Source organism: Bradyrhizobium sp. C9 (genome assembly GCF_002532045.1).
Classification (GTDB): Bacteria; Pseudomonadota; Alphaproteobacteria; order Rhizobiales; family Xanthobacteraceae; genus Bradyrhizobium.
In genome coordinates, this window is sequence record NZ_NWTG01000006.1 from 55,990 (window position 1) to 74,358 (window position 18,369).

The window sequence follows — 18,369 nt, forward strand, 5'->3', positions numbered from 1 at the left end:
TGGTGGGCACGCCCACGCTATTTCGACGGCGCGGGCGCTGGCGCTGGCGCCGGATTGAAATCGACCTTCGGCGCGGTCGAGATCTCCTTCTCGTTCTCGACCGAGAAGTTGGGCTTCTCCTTGTAGTCGAACACCATCGCGGTCAGGTTGTTCGGGAAGGTACGGATGCCGACATTATAGTCCTGCACGGCCTTGATGTAGCGGTTGCGCGCCACGGTGATGCGGTTCTCGGTGCCTTCGAGCTGCGCCATCAGATCGCGGAACAGCGCATCCGATTTCAGCTGCGGGTAATTTTCGGTGACGACCAGGAGCCGCGACAGCGCGCTGGTCAGTTCGCCCTGCGCCTGCGTGAACTTCTGGAACGCGGCCGGATCGTTCAGCACCTCGGGCGTTGCCTGGATGCTGCCGACCTTGGCGCGCGCGTTGGTGACGCCGAGCAGCACGTCCTTCTCCTGCTGCGCAAAGCCCTTCACCGAGTTGACCAGGTTCGGCACCAGATCGGCACGCCGCTGGTACTGGTTCACCACTTCCGACCAGCTCGACTTGACCGTCTCGTCATTGGTCTGGATCGCGTTGTAGCCGCAGTTGGTCAGGCTCAATGTCGCCAGCGCTGCCAGCACGGTCCAAAGCTTGCGCATGAAGATGGCCCTCCCGGTGGATTCTCGCATCACGGTAACAGATTTTCGCCCGACAATCCCGCGTGGCGGGATACATGGCCGGTTTTGCCGATGATGGCCCTTGCCTATCCCTCCTTGCGCCGTTCATCATGGCGAAAAATCGATCCTGGGAGGATCCATTGGCGTCTGAACAATTCGAGACGATCGTCGTCGAGCGGCCTGATCCTGCGATTGCGCGGATCGTGATGAACCGCCCCGAGGCGCGCAACGCCCAGAACCTGCAGATGACTTACGACCTCAACGCCGCCTTCGACCAGGCGGTGCAGGACGACGCAATCAAGGTCATCGTCCTCGCCGGCAACGGCCCGCATTTCTCTGCCGGTCATGATCTCAGGCCTGGAGCCAAGAACCAGGCGGGCGTTGATTTCCCGCCAGTTGGAAATTGGGGCGGCTTCGCCGAACCCAACGCCCATGGCCGCTTCGCGCGCGAGCAGGAGATCTATCTTCAGATCACACGGCGTTGGCGCAATTTGGCCAAGCCGACGATCGCGGAGGTGCATGGCAAGTGCATCGCGGGCGGGCTGATGCTGGCCTGGGCCTGCGACCTGATCGTCGCGAGCCATGATGCCGAGTTCTGCGATCCCGTGGTGACGATGGGCGTCTGCGGCGTCGAGTGGTTCGTGCATCCCTGGGAGCTCGGTGCGCGCAAGGCCAAGGAGATGCTGTTCACCGCCGACGTCTGGAGCGCCGACGAGGCGCATCGCCTTGGCATGGTCAATCACGTCGTGCCGCGCGGCGATCTCTCCTCCTTCACGCTGGCGCTGGCGCGACGGATCGCGGCCAAGCCCGCCTTCGCGCTGAAGCTCTCCAAGGAAGCGGTGAACCGCTCGATCGACATCATGGGCCAGCCCGCTGCAATCGATCAGGCCTTCGCGCTGCATCAGCTTTGCCACGCGCATAATCTGCAGGAATTCGGAATGGTGGTGGACCCCGCGGGCCTGCATCCCTCCGTCAAGAAAACCGCCAACGTGAAGTAGACCAGATGGACCTCACTCTCAGCGACGAGCAGCGCCTGCTGCGCGAAAGTGCCGACCGCTTCGTGGCGGAGACCTTTACATCAGACCATCGCAAGAAGGCGGCGAACGATCCGCTGGGTTATTCGCCGGCAATCTGGAAACAATTTGCCGAGCTCGGCTGGCTGGCGCTGCCGATCAGCGAGGCCCATGGCGGGCTTGGCGGCGGCGCGATCGAGATCGGGCTGTTGATGGAGGCGTTCGGGCGCGGACTGGTGTCCGAGCCGTTCCTCTCCACCGTCGTGATCGGCGCGGCGCTGGTCGCCGAATGCGGCAACGAGGCGCAAAAGCAGGCGATCCTGCCCAAGGTCGCCGAGGGCGCGCTCACGCTGGCCTTTGCGCATTCGGAGCGCGCCGCGCGCTTCGACCTCAGCCATGTCGACACCACTGCGACGAAAACTGCCGACGGCTGGCGGCTGAGCGGCAACAAGATCGCGGTGCTCGATGGCGCGGCCGCGAACCAAATCATCGTCTCCGCCCGCGTTGCCAACGCCAATGGCGCATCCGGCAAGCTCGGCCTGTTCCTGGTGCCAGCTGGTGCACCCGGCGTCGCTCCGCGCGACTACGCGCGGCTCGGTGGCGGGCGCGGCTGCAATCTCGGTCTCAGGGATGTGCAATTGCCCGCCGACGCGCTGCTCGGCGACGGCAAGGATGCGCTGGCCGCGATCGAGACCGTGGTCGACCGCGCGATGGCCGCGCTCGGTGCCGAAGCGGTCGGCATCATGCAGACACTGCTCGACACCACGCTCGAATACACCAAAATCCGCAAGCAGTTCGGCCGACCGCTGTCGGCCAACCAGGTGATCCGCCACCGCCTCGCCGACGTGGCGATGCAGGTCGACGAGGCGCGCTCGATGGCACTGCGAGCTGCGCTTATGGCCAATGCCGAGCCTGCGGCCCGCAGCCGTGCGGCGTCCGGCGCCAAGGCGAAGATCGGCAAATGCGCGCGCTTCGTCGCCGAGCAGGCGGTGCAGCTGCACGGCGCCATGGGCGTCACCGAAGAACTCGATATCGGCGCCTATTTCAAGCGGCTGCTCGCCTTCGACACGCTGTTCGGCGGCAGTGCCCATCACTATCGCCGCCACGCCGCTTTGAGCGGCCGTGTCCAGGCGTAGACGGAGAGCGTACCATGGATCTCACCTTCAGTGCCGAGGAACGCGCCTTCGAAAAGGAAGTCCGCGACTACATCGCCGAGAGCCTGACGCCGGAGATGAAGCGCGCCACCGCGCTGACGCCGTCGGTGTTCTCCGATCCCGATATCGGCATGGCCTGGCAGCGCGCGCTGCACAGAAAGGGCTGGGGCGCGCCGGGCTGGCCGGTCGACCATGGCGGCCCGGACTGGACGCCGGCGCAACGCTGGATCTTCGAGGCCGAATGCGCCCGCGCCGGCGTGCCCAATGTCAACGTGATGGGCGTCAAGATGGTCGGCCCCGTCATCATCGGCTTCGGCTCCCCCGAGCAGAAGAACTTTTACCTGCCGCGAATCCTCTCGGGTGAAGACTACTGGTGCCAGGGCTATTCCGAGCCGGGCTCGGGCTCCGACCTGTCGTCGCTGAAGACCCGCGCGGTGCGTGATGGCGACGACTACATCATCAACGGCACCAAGATCTGGACCACACATGCGCATCACGCCAACCGCATGTTCGCACTGGTGCGAACCAGCGACGGCGAGCGGCAGCAGGACGGCATCAGCTTCATCCTGATCGACATGAAGACGCCTGGAATCACCACGCGCCCGATCCTGACCATCGGCGGCGATCACGAGGTCAACCAGGTGTTTTTCGACGACGTCCGCGTCCCCGTCGCCAACCGCGTCGGCGAGGAAGGCAAGGGCTGGACCTACGGCAAATATCTGCTCGAGTTCGAGCGCGGCTCCGGCATCGCGTCCGCCAAGCTGCGCGAGGCGCTGAAGACGATCTCCGATCTCGCCGAGTCTGATGTCACCGGCCGCGCCATCGCGGACCCCGACATCGCGATGCGGATGTCGGAGGTCGAAGTCGACATCGATGCGCTCGAGATGACCGAACTCAGGGTGCTATCGGCGCTGCAGACCGGACAGAACCCCGGCGCGGTGTCATCGCTGATCAAGCTGCGGGTCAGCGAGATCCGCCAGGCGGTGACGCGGCTCGGCGTCGATGTGATCGGCCAGGACGGCCTTGCCGTCGAGCCGGCGCGGCCGTTCTACCGGCTGAACCACGAGCCGGCGATCCCGGAGGAACTGCTGCCGGTGGTGCCGGAATATCTCAACGGGCGGGCGTATACGATCTTCGGCGGATCGTCCGAGATCCAGCGCGACATCATCGCGAAGATGGTGCTGGGGCTGTAGGCGGGCGCGCGCGGCGCCAGCCCCGAATCTCGCGCAACAACTTCGAGGTTCCGCGTTCGATGCGGCGCATCGCCCCGGAATGACGGCTAAGCAGCCGTCACCTTCGCGTCCTGGATCGCCTGCCAGATCTTCACCGGCGTCAGCGGCGTGTTGAGCTGGGTGATCCCGATCTCGCTCAGCGCATCCATCACGCCGTTGGTGATGCAGGGCGGCCCACCGATCGCGCCCGACTCGCCGCAGCCCTTGGCGCCGAGCGGATTGGTCTTGCACGGCGCGGAGGGATCGAGCGTCACCGTGATCGGCGGAACGTCCGAGGCGCGCGGGATGCAATAGTCCTGGTAGCTTGCGGTCAGAAGCTGGCCTTCCTCGCTGTAGGCGACGCCTTCGTACAGGGCCTGGCCGATGCCCTGGACAACGCCGCCGTGCACCTGCCCCGTCACCAGCATCGGATTGACCGCAACGCCGACGTCGTCGACCGTGGTGTAGCGGACCACCCGCGTGACGCCGGTCTCGGGATCGATCTCGACCTCGCAGATGTGCGTGCCGTTCGGCCAGCTCGGGCCGTCGACATTGCCCTCGCTCTCGACCGAGAGCTTGGCGCCGCTTTCCTTCTTCGCGATCTCGAACAGGCTGATGCGCCTGTCGGTGCCGACCACCGTGAGGAAGCCGTCGCGATACTCGATGTCGCCGACGGAGGCTTCGAGCAGGTGGGAGGCTTTGTCGCGCGCCTTCTTGATCATGTCATTGGTGGAGACCGCAACCGCGGTGCCGCCGACGAACAGCGAGCGCGAGCCGACGCTGCCGAAGCCGGTGGCAAGATCGGTGTCGCCCTGGATGACGTCGATCTTGTCCATGGCAATTCCAAGCGTATCGGCGATCATCTGGGTATACGTAGTGGCGAGGCCCTGCCCCATCGCCATGGTGCCGGAATGCAGGACGACGCGGCCTTCGGCGGTCGCATGCAGCGAGACGTTTTCGGTGTGGGCGCGGCCGCCGGTCCATTCGATGTAGCTGGTCAGGCCGCGACCGTAGAGCAGGCCCTTCTTCTTCGCCGCCTTCTTGCGCGCAGCAAAGCCGTTCCAGTCGGCCAAATCGGACGCGCGCTCCAGCATGTGCGCGAAGGCGCCGGAGTCGTACACCTGTCCGACCGCGTTGGTGTAGGGCAACTGCGCCGGCTTGATGTAGTTGACCTTGCGGATGGTGCGCGGGTCCATGCCGATCTGTCGCGCGGCGGCATCGAACAGTCGCTCCACGATGAACACCGCCTCGGGCCTGCCGGCGCCGCGATAGGCGCCGACCGGCGCGGTGTTGGTCATCACAGACTTCACTTCGAAATGCACCAGCGGCAGATCGTAGACGCCGGTCTGCACGAACGGGCCGAGCACCAGCGGGATGATGTTGGCGGTGCCCGACGAGTAAGCGCCGGTGCCGCCGATCGAGCGCACGCGGTAGGCCAGCACGCGGCCCTTGGCGTCGAGCGCGAACTCGCCGGTCGAGGTGAGGTCGCGGCCATGGGTGCCGCCGACGAACTCGTCGGTGCGGTCGCCGCGCCAGCGGATCTTCTCGTTCAGCTTGGTCGCGGCATAGGCGACGATGCCGTCTTCGGGATAGAGGCTGGTCTTCTGGCCGAAGCCACCGCCGATGTCGCCGACCAGCACGCGCACGCTGTCCTTCGGCCGCTTCAGGATCGATTCCGCCAGCAGATCACGGGTCGAGCCCGGGGTCTGCGACTGCACATGGAGAATGAGCCGGCCGGTCTTCTTCTCGATCTCGGCGATGGTCGAGCGCGGCTCCATCGCCGACGGCACCAGGCGCTGACTGACCAGGTCGAGCGACACCTTGTGCGCGGCGTTGGCAAAGGCCTCCTCGACCTTGGCGGCGTCACCATAGCTCATCGCGGCCACGATGTTGTCGGGCGCATCCGGCCAGACCGCCGGCGCGCCCGGCTTGATCGCCTCGACCGGATCGACCACCGAAGGCAGCACCTCGTAATCGACCTCGATCGCCTCGGCCGCCGTCTGCGCAAGCACACGCGAGGTCGCGACCACAGCCGCAACACCCTCGCCGGCGTAGCGCACGACTTCGTGCGCCAGCAGCCGCCGCGGCGGCACGGTCATCGGCGAGCCGTCGGGGCGCTTGAAGATCGCGAGCGTCGGCAGCGTGCCGATATCATCCTTGACGAGGTCGGCGCCGGTATAGACCGCCTTGACGCCGAGCATCTCGAGCGCCGCCTTGGCGTCGATCGACTTGATATTGGCGTGGGCATGCGGCGAGCGCAGCACGTGCAGCCAGAGCGCGCCGTCCTGCGGCTTGTCGTCGATGAAATGCCCCTTCCCGGTGAGCAGCCGCTGGTCTTCCAGACGCTTGACCGGCTGGCCCGCACCAAAACGCATATTGCCGGGAAGAATGTTCATCGGAGGGTCCTTGATTTCGGAAATTTCGGCGGGTTTTAACGGATTTTCGGCGCGAGACAACACGCCCGGAAACGACGAGGCAATGCGCCTGATGCAACGCGCAAGCCAGCTTTAGTCGAGATCGCGCAACGCGGCCTCGACCACCTTGCGCTGCTCGGCCGTCAGCGGCGCCTGCGGCGGCACGGGGTCGCCGACGTCGTAGCCCTGGATCGCGAGCCCGGCCTTGATGCAGGCGGCGAGGTTGAAGCGGGCGAACGCCTCGTTGATGTGCCAGAGCTTGCGCTGCAGGGCCATCGCCTCGTCCCAGCGGGCGCGGCGGCACAGATTATAGAGCTCGACGCTCTGCCGCGGGATGATGCAGGCCGGGCCAGCCATCCAGCCATGGCCGCCGATCAGCATCACCGCGGCCGGAATATGGGCGGAGGCCGAGAACACTTTCAGGCTGTCGCCGCAGCGATTCATGATCGACAGCAGCCGGCCGGTGTTGGTCGAGGCGTCCTTGATGTAGCCGATCCGCGGATGCTCGGCGAGGCGCGCGATGACATCGAGCGTGAGGTCGGAGCGCTGGAAATTCGGATTGGTGTAGATCACGACCGGGATGTCGACGGCGTCGGCGATGGCGCGGAAATAGGATTCCACCTGGGCGTCACTGAGCGGAAAATACGCCTCCAGGATTGCGAGAATGCCGGCGGCACCGCGCTTCTGGCAGGCCTTGGCTTGCGCCACCGCATCGGCCGTCGAGGTCGAGGCGACGCCGGCCACCACGGGCACGCGGCCCTGCGCGGCCTCGATCGTGGTCGCCACCACCTGCATGCGCTGCGCATTGTTGAGATAGGCGAATTCGCCGGTCGAGCCGAGCGGCGTCAGTCCATGGACACCGGTCTCGATCAAATCGTCGCAAAGCCGGCCCAGCACCTCGGTGCGGATATGGCCGGCGGGATCGACCGGGGACACCAGATAGGGAAAGACGCCGTGGAAATCAGCCATTTGCGAGCCTCGTTGACGGCGAGACATAATCGGGATCGTGCGCAAAGGGAAGCGGCTCGCCGCTACGCAGGGCGTCGAGCACCGCTGCAAAGTCGGTTACCGCGCGGAAACCGAGCAGCCGTTCGGCCTTGCTCGCGTCATAGATCCGGCCGATCGATCCCGGCAAATGCCAGCCGCGGCGCGCGAACAGCGCCGGCGCGGCGGGGAAATGGCGCGCGATCACGCCGGCCGCGTCCGTCTTCAGGTCAGCGACGTCGCTGCGCGCAAACGGCGTCGGCGCGCTGATCACGAACACCTCGAAGCCGCGGATTTTCTCCAACGCCACGACATGGGCGTCGGCAGCATCCTCGACCGTGAGGCGGCGATACAACAGCTCGGTCGCCTTCAGGTTCTCGCCATGGATATCGCGGATCGTGTCGTCGTCCTCGGGGAAGAAGCGGCTGGTGCGCAGCACCGCGCAATTCAGCCCGTGCTCGCGGCTGTAGAGCCGGCACAGCCCTTCGGCGGCGAGCTTTGTCACGCCGTAGATGTTGCGCGGCTCGAGCGGTCCCGAGGTTTCGTCGAGCCACACCGCTGCGTGGCCTTCCTCGTCGCGGATCGCTTGCGAGATCATCAGCGAGGTCGTCGAGGTGAAGACGAAGCGGTCGTGGCCCGCAGCGGCGGCCGCTTGCAGCAGGTTGAGCGTGCCTGACACGTTGACGTCGACAAAGGCCTGCGGCGCGAACCGCGCGATGTCGGGCTTGTGCAGGGCGCCGCCATGGATCACGGCCTCGATGCCGTGATCGCCGAACACCCGGTCGACCACCGACCGGTCGGCCACCGAGCCGACCACATCGGTCGCCTCGCCCGGGACGACGTCGAAGCCGGTCACGTGATGGCCGGCCTGTCGAAGCCGCGGCGCGAGGAAACGGCCGAGCCAGCCGGAGGAGCCGGTCAACAATACGCGCATGAATTCCGCCCGGCCCCGCGCCTTCAGAACACCTTGGCGATCGCGGCCCGCGCGTCGCCCTGGATCTGTTTCAGATGATCCGGCCCGCGGAAGCTCTCGGCGTAGATCTTGTAGACATCCTCGGTGCCGGAGGGGCGCGCGGCAAACCAGCCGGCCTCGCTCTCGACCTTGATGCCGCCGAATGGCTGATCGTTGCCCGGCGCCTTGGTCCTGACCGCGCGCACGGCATCGCCGGCGAGCACGGTCATGTTGAGCTGTTCGGGCCCAAGCGCCTTCAGCGCGTTCTTCTGCTTCGGCGTCGCCGCGACATCGATGCGCTCGTAATAGGGAACGCCGAGTTCGGCGGTCAGCTCCTTGAACAATTCGCTGGGATCGCGACCGGTCTTGGCGATGATCTCCGCCGCCAGCAGGCCGAGGATGATGCCGTCCTTGTCCGTGGTCCACGCCGAGCCGTCGCGCTTCAGGAACGACGCGCCGGCGCTTTCCTCGCCGGCAAAGCCGAAGCCGCCGCTACCGAGTCCGTCGACGAACCATTTGAAGCCGACCGGCGTCTCCACCAGCTTGCGGCCCAGCTTCTTCGCCACGCGATCGATGATCGAGCTCGACACGATGGTCTTGCCGATCGCAGCGTCCTTGCTCCAGTGCGGCCGGTGCGCGAACAGATAGGCGATCGCGGTGGCGAGGAAGTGGTTCGGGTTCATCAGCCCGTTCGAGCGGGTCACGATGCCATGGCGGTCGGCATCGGTATCGTTGGCAAACGCAACGTCGAACCGATCGCGCATCCCGATCAGGCTCGCCATCGCATAAGGTGACGAGCAATCCATCCGGATCTTGCCGTCCCAATCCGCGGTCATGAAGCGGAAGGTCGGATCGACCGCCTCGTTGACCACTGAGGCGTTGATGCCGTAGCGCGCGATGATGGGGTGCCAGTAATGCACCGCCGCCCCGCCGAGCGGATCGATGCCGATCTTGACCCCGGCGGACTTGATCAGCGCGAGATCGACGGTGTTGCCGAGATCTGCAACGTAGGGCGTGATGAAGTCGTGCAGATGCGTGGTCGCTGCCTTGCGCGCGCGATCATACGGCAACCGCGCGACGCCCTTGAGACCCGCCTCGATGTACCGGTTGGCGTTCTTCTCGACCACGGCGGTGACATCGGTATCGGCCGGACCGCCATGCGGCGGATTGTACTTGTAGCCACCGTCCTCCGGCGGATTGTGTGACGGCGTAATGACGACGCCGTCGGCGAGGCCCGTGCTGCGGCCCTTGTTGTAGCTCAGGATCGCGTGCGAGATCACCGGCGTCGGAGTATAGCCGCCCTGCGCGTCGATCATGATCTCGACGCCATTCGCCGCAAACACCTCGACCGCACTGGCTAGCGCCGGCTCGGCCAGCGCATGTGTATCGATGCCGATGAACAGCGGCCCAGTGAGCCCCTTCTCGCGGCGGTAATCGCAGATCGCCTGCGTGGTGGCGAGGATGTGGTCCTCGTTGAAGGAATTCTTCAGCGACGAACCGCGATGGCCCGAGGTGCCGAACGCAACCCGCTGGGTGGGATCGCCGGCGTCGGGTTTGCCGGAAAAATAGGCCGTGACCAGCCGCGGCACATTGGCAAGCTGGGCGGGATCGATGGGTTTGCCGGCGGCAGGATTTGGTGCAGTCACGTGACCTCTCAGATCTGGTATCGCCGCCCATCAGCACAACGAGTGATGCTCATTGCGTAACATCTGGGCGTGCTACCATGGCGGCTTACGTTCAATCAAGCCGAGGGCTTTTCGTTCCGTGCCGTCAGCGGCAATCCGCTATTCGACGTCGATCTGCTTTACTTTCTCGCGCAGCTCGTCGACCAGCACCCGCTTGTTCTCGGTATAGTCGACCGGCACCACCACGAGGTGCACGCCTCCGCCGGAGAAGGCGCGCTCCAGCGTCGGGACGATCGCCTCCGTGCTCTCGATCCGCGAGCCCTTGGCGCCGTAGCTTTCGGCATATTTGACGAAATCCGGATTGCCGAAGGTGAGGCCGAAATCGGGGAAATTGTCGACCGCTTGCTTCCAGCGGATCATGCCGTAGGCGGAATCCTCCAGAATCAGGATCACCAGGTTGAGTTTGAGGCGGACCGCAGTCTCGAGCTCCTGCGAGTTCATCATGAAGCCGCCGTCGCCGCATACCGCGAGCACGCGGTTCTTCGGATACAGCATCGCCGCCATCATCGCCGACGGCAGGCCGGCGCCCATGGTGGCGAGCGCGTTGTCGAGCAGCAGCGAGTTCGCGAGCAGCGTGCGGTAGTTGCGCGCGAACCAGATCTTGTACATGCCGTTGTCGAGCGCGACGATGCCGTCCTCGGGAATGACCTGCCGCACGTCGTGCACGATGCGCTGCGGCGTCGGCGGCCAGCGGCCCTCGGTGGCCCGATCGGTGATCTTCGCCAAAATGCCTTCACGCAGGCTGAGCAGCGCGCTGGCATGCGGCAACTTTCCCGCGACACGATCAGCCAGCAGTTCGAGGCTCGGCCCGACATCACCGATCACCTCGCATTGCGGGAAGTAGACCTGCTCGACGTTCGCGGCCGTGTAGCTGACATGGATCACCTGCGGCCCCTTCGGGCCCATGATGAACGGCGGCTTCTCGATCGTGTCGTGCCCGATCGCGATGATGAGGTCGGCGCGGTCGATCGCCTCATGCACATAGTCGCGCTCGCTCAGCGCGGCGGTTCCCATGTACTGATTGGTGCCGCCCGAGACCGTGCCCTTGCCCATCTGTGTGGTGAAGAACGGGATCTTGGTGCGCCGTACGAAGTCGCCGATCCCGGCGGTCGAGCGCGGACGCGATGCCGCCGCGCCGAGCATGATCAGCGGGCGCTGCGCCTTCAGGATCATGTCGGCGGCGCGGTCGAGCGCAGCCGCGTGCGCGATCGGAATTTCGATCGGGTGTGGCGGCACGATCTCGACCGGCGCAATCTCCTCGCGCGCGATATCCTCCGGCAGTTCGAGCAGCACCGGCCCCGGCCGTTCCTGCGTTGCGATCCGGAAGGCGTCACGCACCAGCGTCGGAATGGTGGCGCCGCTGACGATCTGCAGCGACAGCTTGGTCAGCGGGCGGAACGTGTTGACGATGTCGACGATCTGGAACTTGGCCTGCCGGCTGCTCAAGATGCCCTTCTGGCCCGTGAGCATCACCATCGGCATCGCGCCGAGCAGCGCATAGGCTGCACCCGTGGTCAGGTTGAGCGCGCCGGGACCGAGCGTCGTCATGCAGACGCCGGGCTTTCCGGTCAGCCGGCCATAGGTCGCCGCCATGAACGCCGCCGCCTGCTCGTGGCGGGTCACGATCAGCTTGATCGACGATTTGCGCAAGCTCTCGACGACGTCGAGGTTCTCCTCGCCGGGAACGCCGAACACCCGCTCCACGCCCTCATTCTCGAGGGCGGCGACCAGCAAATCGGAACCTTTGACCATCTCAGCCTCGCATCGTTGATTGCATGCCGCGCACGGAGCATAGCCGCATCGCGCGCCGCCGGAAACTCTCTTGCGATCTCACGGCTTGTGCGCCCTGATCCAGGCATCGGCCACGGGGAGCACACGCGCCGCAAGATCGGCCGAGATTGCGATCGCTTGCAAGCAGCGCGCCACCATCACCCGCCCGCCGCTGGTGGATTGTGACGGAGCAAACGCCGCCAGCTCTGTCGCGTGGGCCCGATCGGTAAAATTGGTCATGAAGTTCGGCACGAACTGGTCGCGAAAGTTCGGCCCTTGCCTCGCCAGCAACGTATCGAAATTGGCCTGGACGAAGTCCCAGGCAAGCTGCGGCTGCTCGCCTGCGGACGCAACCGCATTGATCATCCCGGTGACGATCGTGTCGGGCAATTCGTTTGTCAACGTCAACGCCAGCGTCGCGCGCGCCAGCTCCGGATCGCGGGCGCTGGCCGCGGCGAAATAATACCGCAGCCGCTCATTGGTCGCCGTGCTGTTGCGCGCAAGCGCCAGCAGTCTGTCATAGGTCGCCCGATCGGCCGTGATGCCGACGACATGGGTGACGGCATCGCGCAGCGTGGTGGGCAGCGATTTGGGATCATCGAGGAACGCCGCAAAGCGCCGCTTGGCCTCGAGGATGATGTCGGCGTCACCGAGGTCGCCCAGCGTCGAGATCAGGCTCGCGCGCAGCAGCGCGGTGTCGTCGTCGCCCGGGCCGCCGCCATCCCATCCGATCCGGTCGAACACCGGGCGTAGCTTGGCGCGGGCATAGGCCTGGATCACACCCCGCTCGCTGCGGTCGCGCGACAGGCGGTTGAGCGTGGCAAATGTCGAGATCACCTGATCCCACACCGCGCGATGGTCATTGGCATCGAGCGCGTCGAGCAGCGCGAGATAGGACGGCGCCTCGGCGCGGCCGGCCTGCACCAGCGCCCAGCTGTCGGTGACGACATTGAGCCGGTCAACGACCTGCATTTGCGGGAAGGCGTTCAGCAGCGCAGCACGGTTCTTCGGACCATACTCGACCCTGTAGTAACCGACGTCGCCGAGATCGACCTTGATGGCATCGCCGCATGCGCCGGCCGGAATATCTGTACTGCCCTTCAGCAGGATCTCGTCAAACGGCTTGCCGTGCGCAGGTCCAGCCGCGACCGGGATCTGCCAATCGTGGGCCGGCAGCGGCGGATCGCTGGCCGGCGCGATCACGAAGCGGTCCTGCCGCAACATCAGGCGCTGCGCCGCGCCATCGCAGGCCGTCTCGGCCACCACCAACGGCACGCCGTCCTGCTCGGTGAAGGAGGCGGCGATGCCGGTAATCGCCTTGCCGCCGGACGCCTCGAGCGCTTGCCAGAGATCGGCGGTGGTGGAATTGCTGTAGGCATGCGCTGCCATGTATTTGCGGATGCCGTCGCGGAACGCCTGCTCGCCGAGATAGGTCTCGAGCATGCGGATCAGCGCCTGGCCCTTGTTGTAGGTGATGGCGTCGAATGCCGTGACTGCTTCGCTGTGGTCGGCGATCGGCTGCTGCACCGGGTGCGAGGTACGGCGCGCATCGAGCGCCATGGCGAACTGCTTCGCGCTGGTGCCGTTCAGCCAGCTCTGCCATTGCGGATAGAACTGCTCCGAGGCCTTGGTCGCCATCCAGCTGGCAAAGCCCTCGTTGAGCCAGAGATTATCCCACCACGCCATGGTGACGAGATCGCCGAACCACATATGCGCCATCTCGTGCGCGATGATGCCGAAGATGCGGCGCCGCGCGGTCTCCGCATTGGTCGCGGGATCGAACAGCAGCCGGCTCTCGAAGAAGGTGATGCCGCCCCAGTTCTCCATCGCGCCGCCGAACCCACCGGGGACCGCGATCAAATCGAGCTTCGGCAGCGGATATTTGACACCGAAATAGTCGTTGTAATAGGCGAGCAATTTCACCGCGCTGTCGAGCGCAAACCGGCCCTGCCCGCTCTTGCCCTCCGTCGTCACCACACCGACGGTGACGCCGCCGGCATCCGCCGTGACGCGTTCGAGGTCGCCGACCGTGAGCACGAACAGATAGCTCGACATCTTCGGCGTCGGCGCGAACGAGACCTTCTTGAGATCGCCGGCGACCGGCGCCTCGCTCGCGACGGGCATGTTGCCGACCGCGAGCAGGTTGCGCGGGATCACCACGGTCAGCGCGAAGCTCGCCTTGAACGACGGTTCGTCCCAGCACGGAAAGATCCGCCTTGCGTCGGCTGGCTCAAGCTTGCTGGAGATCAACCGCTTGATCCCGGTTGGAGTCGGGTAATCGACCGAGAACAGGCCGGTACCGAATTTGTTGATCTGCGCGGTGAATGCGATGCGGAGCTTGTGCCGGCCCACCACAAGCGGCTTGGCGAAGGTCATCGTCGCGGTCTGCGCGGCGGCGTCGGTCACGACCTCCGCGCGCTGCGCGCCGTCATCGATCGTGGCGTCGGCAAACGTCGTGTTGATTGCGTTCAGCGTGAGTTGCGCCGTCGACTCGCGCACGTCGATGTCGACGGTCTCCACACCCGGCAGCGCCAGGCTGGTGAAATCGGGCGTCAGCTCGATCGCGTAGCTCAACGGCACAACCGTCTTCGGCAACTTGCCGGGTGTGCCGTCGAACGAAAATGTCTGCTCGGCCTGCGCGCCCGCGGCCGTCGCCAGCAGCAAGCCGATCGCCGTGGCAAGACGACGCAGCGCGGTTCTGACATGGGTTGCAGGCTTGTTCATCGCGCGGCTCGCAGGGATCGCTGAGATTTTCGGAGGGCATTCCGGAAGGGCCTAGCAGGCAATCTAGTAGAGAAAATGTCGCCACAAAACTGACAACTATGCGACATGGACATCGCAACGGTTTGCATCGATTGATCCGCTGCTCGCTGCGGCGCCGCGACCCTCCCGGCTCGTGTTGCTCAACCACGGGCTGGAAGGCTAACCTGCGGCTGGCATTCCGGCCGCAGCGTCCGGCCACGGGAGACAATAATGTTCGGAAAGTTCTCGCGCCGGCAGATTGCGGGCCTTGCAGGCCTCTCGGCGCTCGGCCTGACCGGCCCTACCGAGGCAGCGAACCACGCGCCGCGGCCGAATGGCACCAGCTTTCCCCCGGGCTTCGTCTGGGGCACCGCGACCTCGTCCTACCAGGTCGAGGGTGCGGTCAATGAGGACGGCCGCGGCCCGTCGATCTGGGACACATTCACCCACACATCGGGCAAGATCGAGGACGGCTCGACCGGCGATCGCGCCAACGACCACTATCACCGCTACAAGGAAGATGTCCGGCTCATCAAGGATCTCGGCGCCAGGGCCTACCGTTTCTCGATCGCCTGGTCGCGGGTATTTCCCGACGGCACCGGCGCGCCGAATCCGAAGGGCCTCGACTTCTACAACCGCCTGGTCGACGAGCTGCTCAGGAATGGCATCGAGCCTTACGCCACGCTCTATCACTGGGACCTGCCGCAGGCGTTGCAGGACCGCGTCGGCGGCTGGCGCTCGCGCGACACGTCGAAGGCGTTCGGCGACTACGCCGGCTATGTGGCACAGCGGTTGACCGACAGGGTGAAGAACATCTTCACCCTCAACGAGGTCGGGCGTTTCCTTCCCTTCGGCTATGCGCTCGGCGTCGACGCGCCGGGGTTGACGCTGCCGCCGGCCGAAGTGAACCAGGCGCGCCACCATGTCGCGCTGGCGCACGGGCTCGCGGTGCAGGCGATCCGCGCCAAGGGACGCCCCGGCACGCGGGTCGGCCCCGCCGAGAACATCACCGCCTGCGTGCCCGTAGTCAACACGCCGGAGAACATCCGCGCCACCGAGATCGCGACGCGCGAGCTCAATGCGGGCTTCCTCGGCGTCCTCCTCGAGGGCAAGTACACCGAGGCCTTCCTGCAATACGCCGGCGCTGACGCGCCCAAATTCACCGCCGAAGAGCTGAAGATCATCGCGCAGCCCAACGATTTCGTCGGGCTCAACATCTACGCGCCGCACTGCTATGTGCTCGCCACCGACACAGCCCCCGGCTGGAAGCCGTTGCCGATGCCGGCCTCGTTCCCGCATATGAGTTCGGATTGGCTGCGGATCGCGCCGGAGACGATCTACTGGGCGCCGCGGATTGCCGCCAAGCTCTGGAACATCAAGAGCATCTATATCAGCGAGAACGGCACCTCCGGCGAGGACAAGTTGCAGCCGGACGGGCAGATCTACGACCTCGACCGCATCATGTTCCTGCGCAACTACCTCGCCCAATTGCAGCGCGCGACCGCCGACGGCGTTCCGGTCCACGGCTATTTCCTGTGGAGCCTGATGGACAATTTCGAATGGATCTTCGGCTACGCGAAGCGCTTCGGCCTCTATCGTGTGGATTTCGAGACCCAGGCGCGGGTGCCGAAGCTGAGCGCAGCGTTCTATCGCGACGTGATCGCGCGCAACGCCATCGGCGTGTAATCATCCGGCCTGCGGCCGCGCGCCGGACCACGCGCGCCGGAGCAGGTCGCCGATCGCGCGCTCTTCGATCGGCCGCGGATTCCAGTAAGGATTCCTGATCGCGAGTGCGGCCGCCTTTGCGATACCCTCCTCCGGCATGCCGATCTCGGCAAGCGAGCGCGGCGCGCCGAGCCTTGCCGACAGATCGAACAGACCATCGGCAGCGTCAGCGGTCCCAAGCGCCCGCGCGGCGCGGCCGATCGCATCGCGCGCGGCCGACGTGTTGTAGGCGATGGTATGCGGCAGCAGCACCGCGTGGGTTTCGGCATGCGGCAGGTCGAACAGCGCGCCGACCGTGTGACAGAGTTTGTGATGCAGCGCCATGCCGACGGTGCCGAGACAGACCGCGCACAGCCACGCGCCATAGAGCGCATCGGACCGCGCGTCGAGATCGCGCGGCCGCGCGATCACCTCCGGCAGCGAGGATGCGAGTTTCGCAATCGCCTCCTCCGCCATCAGCGAAGTGATTGGATTGCCATCCCGTGCATACAGCGCCTCGGCCGCATGGGCGATCGCGTTGAGGCCTGAGATCGCGGAGAACTGTGCCGGCATCGAGAGGGTCAAGTTGACGTCGTAGATCACGGCCTCGGGCAATATCTTGGGCGAAGACTGGGTGGTCTTGACGCCGTCCACGGTCTCGCCGAGCACCGGCGTCATCTCGGAGCCGGCATAGCTGGTGGGCACGATCAGTTGCGGCAGGTCGGTACGCAGCGCGATCGCCTTGCTGAGGCCCGTCGCGGCACCCGCGCCGATCGCAACCACGCCGTCGGGCTTCAGCTCGCGGACCATCTGCATCGCACGTTCGGTGACCGCGACCGGCGTGTGCACGACGGCGCCATCGAACGCGCCGGCCATTCGGCCGCCGGCGAGCCTTGCGAGATCGCCGAGCTCGGCCTGCTGCCGCCGGCTCGCTAGCACCAGCGCGCGGCTGATGCCGAGCCGGCCGAGTTCGTCCGCCAGTTGCGCGATCGTGCCGGTGCCGAACACGACCCGCATCGGGCTAACTTGATACGTGAACGATTGCGCCATGGCGATTTCCAGAACGGTTGGTCAGCCGCGGCGCCAATCACGCGGCGTGCAGCCGAAGCGATGCCGGAAGCGCCGGGTGAAATGCGACAGATCGGAGAAGCCCCAGTCGAACGCGATATCGCCGATCGCGCGCCCGGCGATCGCTGGATCCTTCAGGTCGCGCGCCGCGCCGTCGAGGCGACGGTCCATCACATGGCTGGCGAACGTCGTCCCGGCGCGCTCGAACAGCTTGTGGACATAGCGCTCGCTGATGCCGATCCCGGCCGCGATGGCCGCTACGCCGAGGCCGGGCTCGCGCAGCCTGCGGTCGACCGCGCGGCGCAGCGCGAGCCACGTTGCATCGGCAAGGCCCGCGCTCTCGGCAACACCCGCGCGACCGGTCCGCGACAGGCTGAGCGCGACCAGATCGAGCAGCACGCCGAACAGCCGGGCGTTCTCCGTATCGGACGCCCGCAGCGCCGAACTGTTCAGCACTTGCGCGGTCTCGGCGATGAGATGGCCGACGAACGGATCGTCGGAGACCCGCGCCGGCGCGACATCCGGCGCCGACGGCAGCCGCTCGTCGAGTGCCTCGGCCGGCACCCAGAACGAGGCGACCTGCAGCGCCGGGCCGCGGTCATGCAGCAGCGAGAAGCGCTGCCCGCTATCGAAGATTCCGACCTGGCCGGGCGACAGGCTGATCTCGCGCCCCGCCTGCTGGATGCGGCAGCGGCCGGCCAGTTTGAGATTGAGGTAATAGCAGCGTCGGCTGGACGCCGCGATGTCTGCGGCCGAGCGCCGCACGACATGCTCCGGGAAATTGACCCGGTTGACCGCGCCGTCGCCGAGCCCAACGGTCTCGACCCGGGCCAGGAAACCCGCCGTCGCCGGCGGCTCCGGCGTCAGGTTCATGAAGGCCTGGCAGATCGCCTCGCGATAATAGGCGAACTGCTCGCCCGGCCGCGTGTCCGCGGTATTCCAGCTCAGCCCGCGGGAGCGATCCGCGGCGGCGATTTGCTGCATCAGTTCACTCCGAGGCCAATCCGGTTCGGTTG

Annotated in this window: 13 protein-coding genes; 4 read left to right on the forward strand and 9 right to left on the reverse strand. The window is 65.9% G+C overall.

Going from position 1 to position 18,369, the window contains the following annotated elements; genetic code table 11:
* Positions 1-17: 17 nt before the first annotated feature.
* Entirely contained in the window at positions 18-638 is a 621-nt protein-coding gene (locus CO675_RS15195; RefSeq protein ID WP_097672724.1) for a LemA family protein, read from the reverse strand.
* Between the two features lie 158 nt (positions 639-796).
* Between CO675_RS15195 and CO675_RS15200 the strand changes: the two genes are divergently transcribed.
* From CO675_RS15200 to CO675_RS15210, 3 genes are read left to right on the forward strand one after another with little or no spacing between them, the layout of a single operon-like run.
* Positions 797-1,654, forward strand: a complete 858-nt coding sequence (locus CO675_RS15200; RefSeq protein ID WP_283808107.1) for an enoyl-CoA hydratase — start codon at positions 797-799, stop codon at positions 1,652-1,654.
* Positions 1,655-1,659: 5 nt separating this feature from the next.
* Positions 1,660-2,805, forward strand: coding sequence for an acyl-CoA dehydrogenase family protein (locus CO675_RS15205; RefSeq protein ID WP_097672725.1), 1,146 nt, complete (start codon positions 1,660-1,662; stop codon positions 2,803-2,805).
* 14 nt (positions 2,806-2,819) lie between these two features.
* A complete protein-coding gene (locus CO675_RS15210; protein ID WP_097672726.1) occupies positions 2,820-4,016 on the forward strand; it encodes an acyl-CoA dehydrogenase family protein in 1,197 nt (398 codons plus the stop codon).
* Between the two features lie 86 nt (positions 4,017-4,102).
* Here the strand turns inward: CO675_RS15210 and CO675_RS15215 are convergent, their stop codons facing one another.
* The 6 genes from CO675_RS15215 to CO675_RS15240 form a co-directional block, all read right to left on the reverse strand.
* Positions 4,103-6,430, reverse strand: coding sequence for a xanthine dehydrogenase family protein molybdopterin-binding subunit (locus tag CO675_RS15215; RefSeq protein WP_097672727.1), 2,328 nt, complete (start codon positions 6,428-6,430; stop codon positions 4,103-4,105).
* A gap of 111 nt (positions 6,431-6,541) precedes the next feature.
* Entirely contained in the window at positions 6,542-7,417 is an 876-nt protein-coding gene (locus CO675_RS15220; RefSeq protein ID WP_097672728.1) for a dihydrodipicolinate synthase family protein, read from the reverse strand.
* Entirely contained in the window at positions 7,410-8,366 is a 957-nt protein-coding gene (locus tag CO675_RS15225) for an NAD-dependent epimerase/dehydratase family protein (protein ID WP_097672729.1), read from the reverse strand. Before CO675_RS15225 ends, CO675_RS15220 begins: the two co-directional genes overlap by 8 nt.
* Positions 8,367-8,389: 23 nt before the next feature.
* Complete coding sequence (gene pgm, locus CO675_RS15230; protein WP_097672730.1) at positions 8,390-10,030, reverse strand: phosphoglucomutase (alpha-D-glucose-1,6-bisphosphate-dependent); 1,641 nt, start codon at positions 10,028-10,030, stop codon at positions 8,390-8,392.
* Positions 10,031-10,168: 138 nt separating this feature from the next.
* Positions 10,169-11,821, reverse strand: coding sequence for an acetolactate synthase large subunit (locus CO675_RS15235; protein ID WP_097672731.1), 1,653 nt, complete (start codon positions 11,819-11,821; stop codon positions 10,169-10,171).
* 78 nt (positions 11,822-11,899) lie between these two features.
* Entirely contained in the window at positions 11,900-14,563 is a 2,664-nt protein-coding gene (locus CO675_RS15240; protein WP_097672732.1) for a M1 family metallopeptidase, read from the reverse strand.
* Between the two features lie 249 nt (positions 14,564-14,812).
* Here CO675_RS15240 and CO675_RS15245 point away from each other — a divergent pair, with 249 nt between their 5' ends.
* A complete protein-coding gene (locus CO675_RS15245) occupies positions 14,813-16,267 on the forward strand; it encodes a GH1 family beta-glucosidase (protein ID WP_097672733.1) in 1,455 nt (484 codons plus the stop codon).
* Here CO675_RS15245 and CO675_RS15250 read toward each other — a convergent pair whose 3' ends face one another.
* Positions 16,268-17,335 carry a maleylacetate reductase gene (locus CO675_RS15250; protein WP_097672734.1) on the reverse strand — a complete coding sequence of 356 codons (1,068 nt, stop codon included), beginning with the start codon at positions 17,333-17,335 and terminating at the stop codon, positions 16,268-16,270.
* A gap of 21 nt (positions 17,336-17,356) precedes the next feature.
* On the reverse strand, positions 17,357-18,337 hold the full coding sequence (locus CO675_RS15255) for a helix-turn-helix domain-containing protein (protein ID WP_097672735.1): 981 nt from the start codon (positions 18,335-18,337) through the stop codon (positions 17,357-17,359).
* Between the last annotated feature and the right edge of the window lie 32 nt (positions 18,338-18,369).

Bases quoted from the DNA above. Each gene is read 5' to 3' on its own strand.
- CO675_RS15195 (WP_097672724.1), bottom strand. From the start codon at position 638: ATGCGCAAGCTTTGGACCGTGCTGGCAGCGCTGGCGACATTGAGCCTG.
- CO675_RS15205 (WP_097672725.1), top strand. From the start codon at position 1,660: ATGGACCTCACTCTCAGCGACGAGCAGCGCCTGCTGCGCGAAAGTGCC.
- CO675_RS15210 (WP_097672726.1), top strand. From the start codon at position 2,820: ATGGATCTCACCTTCAGTGCCGAGGAACGCGCCTTCGAAAAGGAAGTC.
- CO675_RS15215 (WP_097672727.1), bottom strand. From the start codon at position 6,430: ATGAACATTCTTCCCGGCAATATGCGTTTTGGTGCGGGCCAGCCGGTC.
- CO675_RS15220 (WP_097672728.1), bottom strand. From the start codon at position 7,417: ATGGCTGATTTCCACGGCGTCTTTCCCTATCTGGTGTCCCCGGTCGAT.
- CO675_RS15225 (WP_097672729.1), bottom strand. From the start codon at position 8,366: ATGCGCGTATTGTTGACCGGCTCCTCCGGCTGGCTCGGCCGTTTCCTC.
- CO675_RS15235 (WP_097672731.1), bottom strand. From the start codon at position 11,821: ATGGTCAAAGGTTCCGATTTGCTGGTCGCCGCCCTCGAGAATGAGGGC.
- CO675_RS15240 (WP_097672732.1), bottom strand. From the start codon at position 14,563: ATGAACAAGCCTGCAACCCATGTCAGAACCGCGCTGCGTCGTCTTGCC.
- CO675_RS15245 (WP_097672733.1), top strand. From the start codon at position 14,813: ATGTTCGGAAAGTTCTCGCGCCGGCAGATTGCGGGCCTTGCAGGCCTC.
- CO675_RS15250 (WP_097672734.1), bottom strand. From the start codon at position 17,335: ATGGCGCAATCGTTCACGTATCAAGTTAGCCCGATGCGGGTCGTGTTC.
- CO675_RS15255 (WP_097672735.1), bottom strand. From the start codon at position 18,337: ATGCAGCAAATCGCCGCCGCGGATCGCTCCCGCGGGCTGAGCTGGAAT.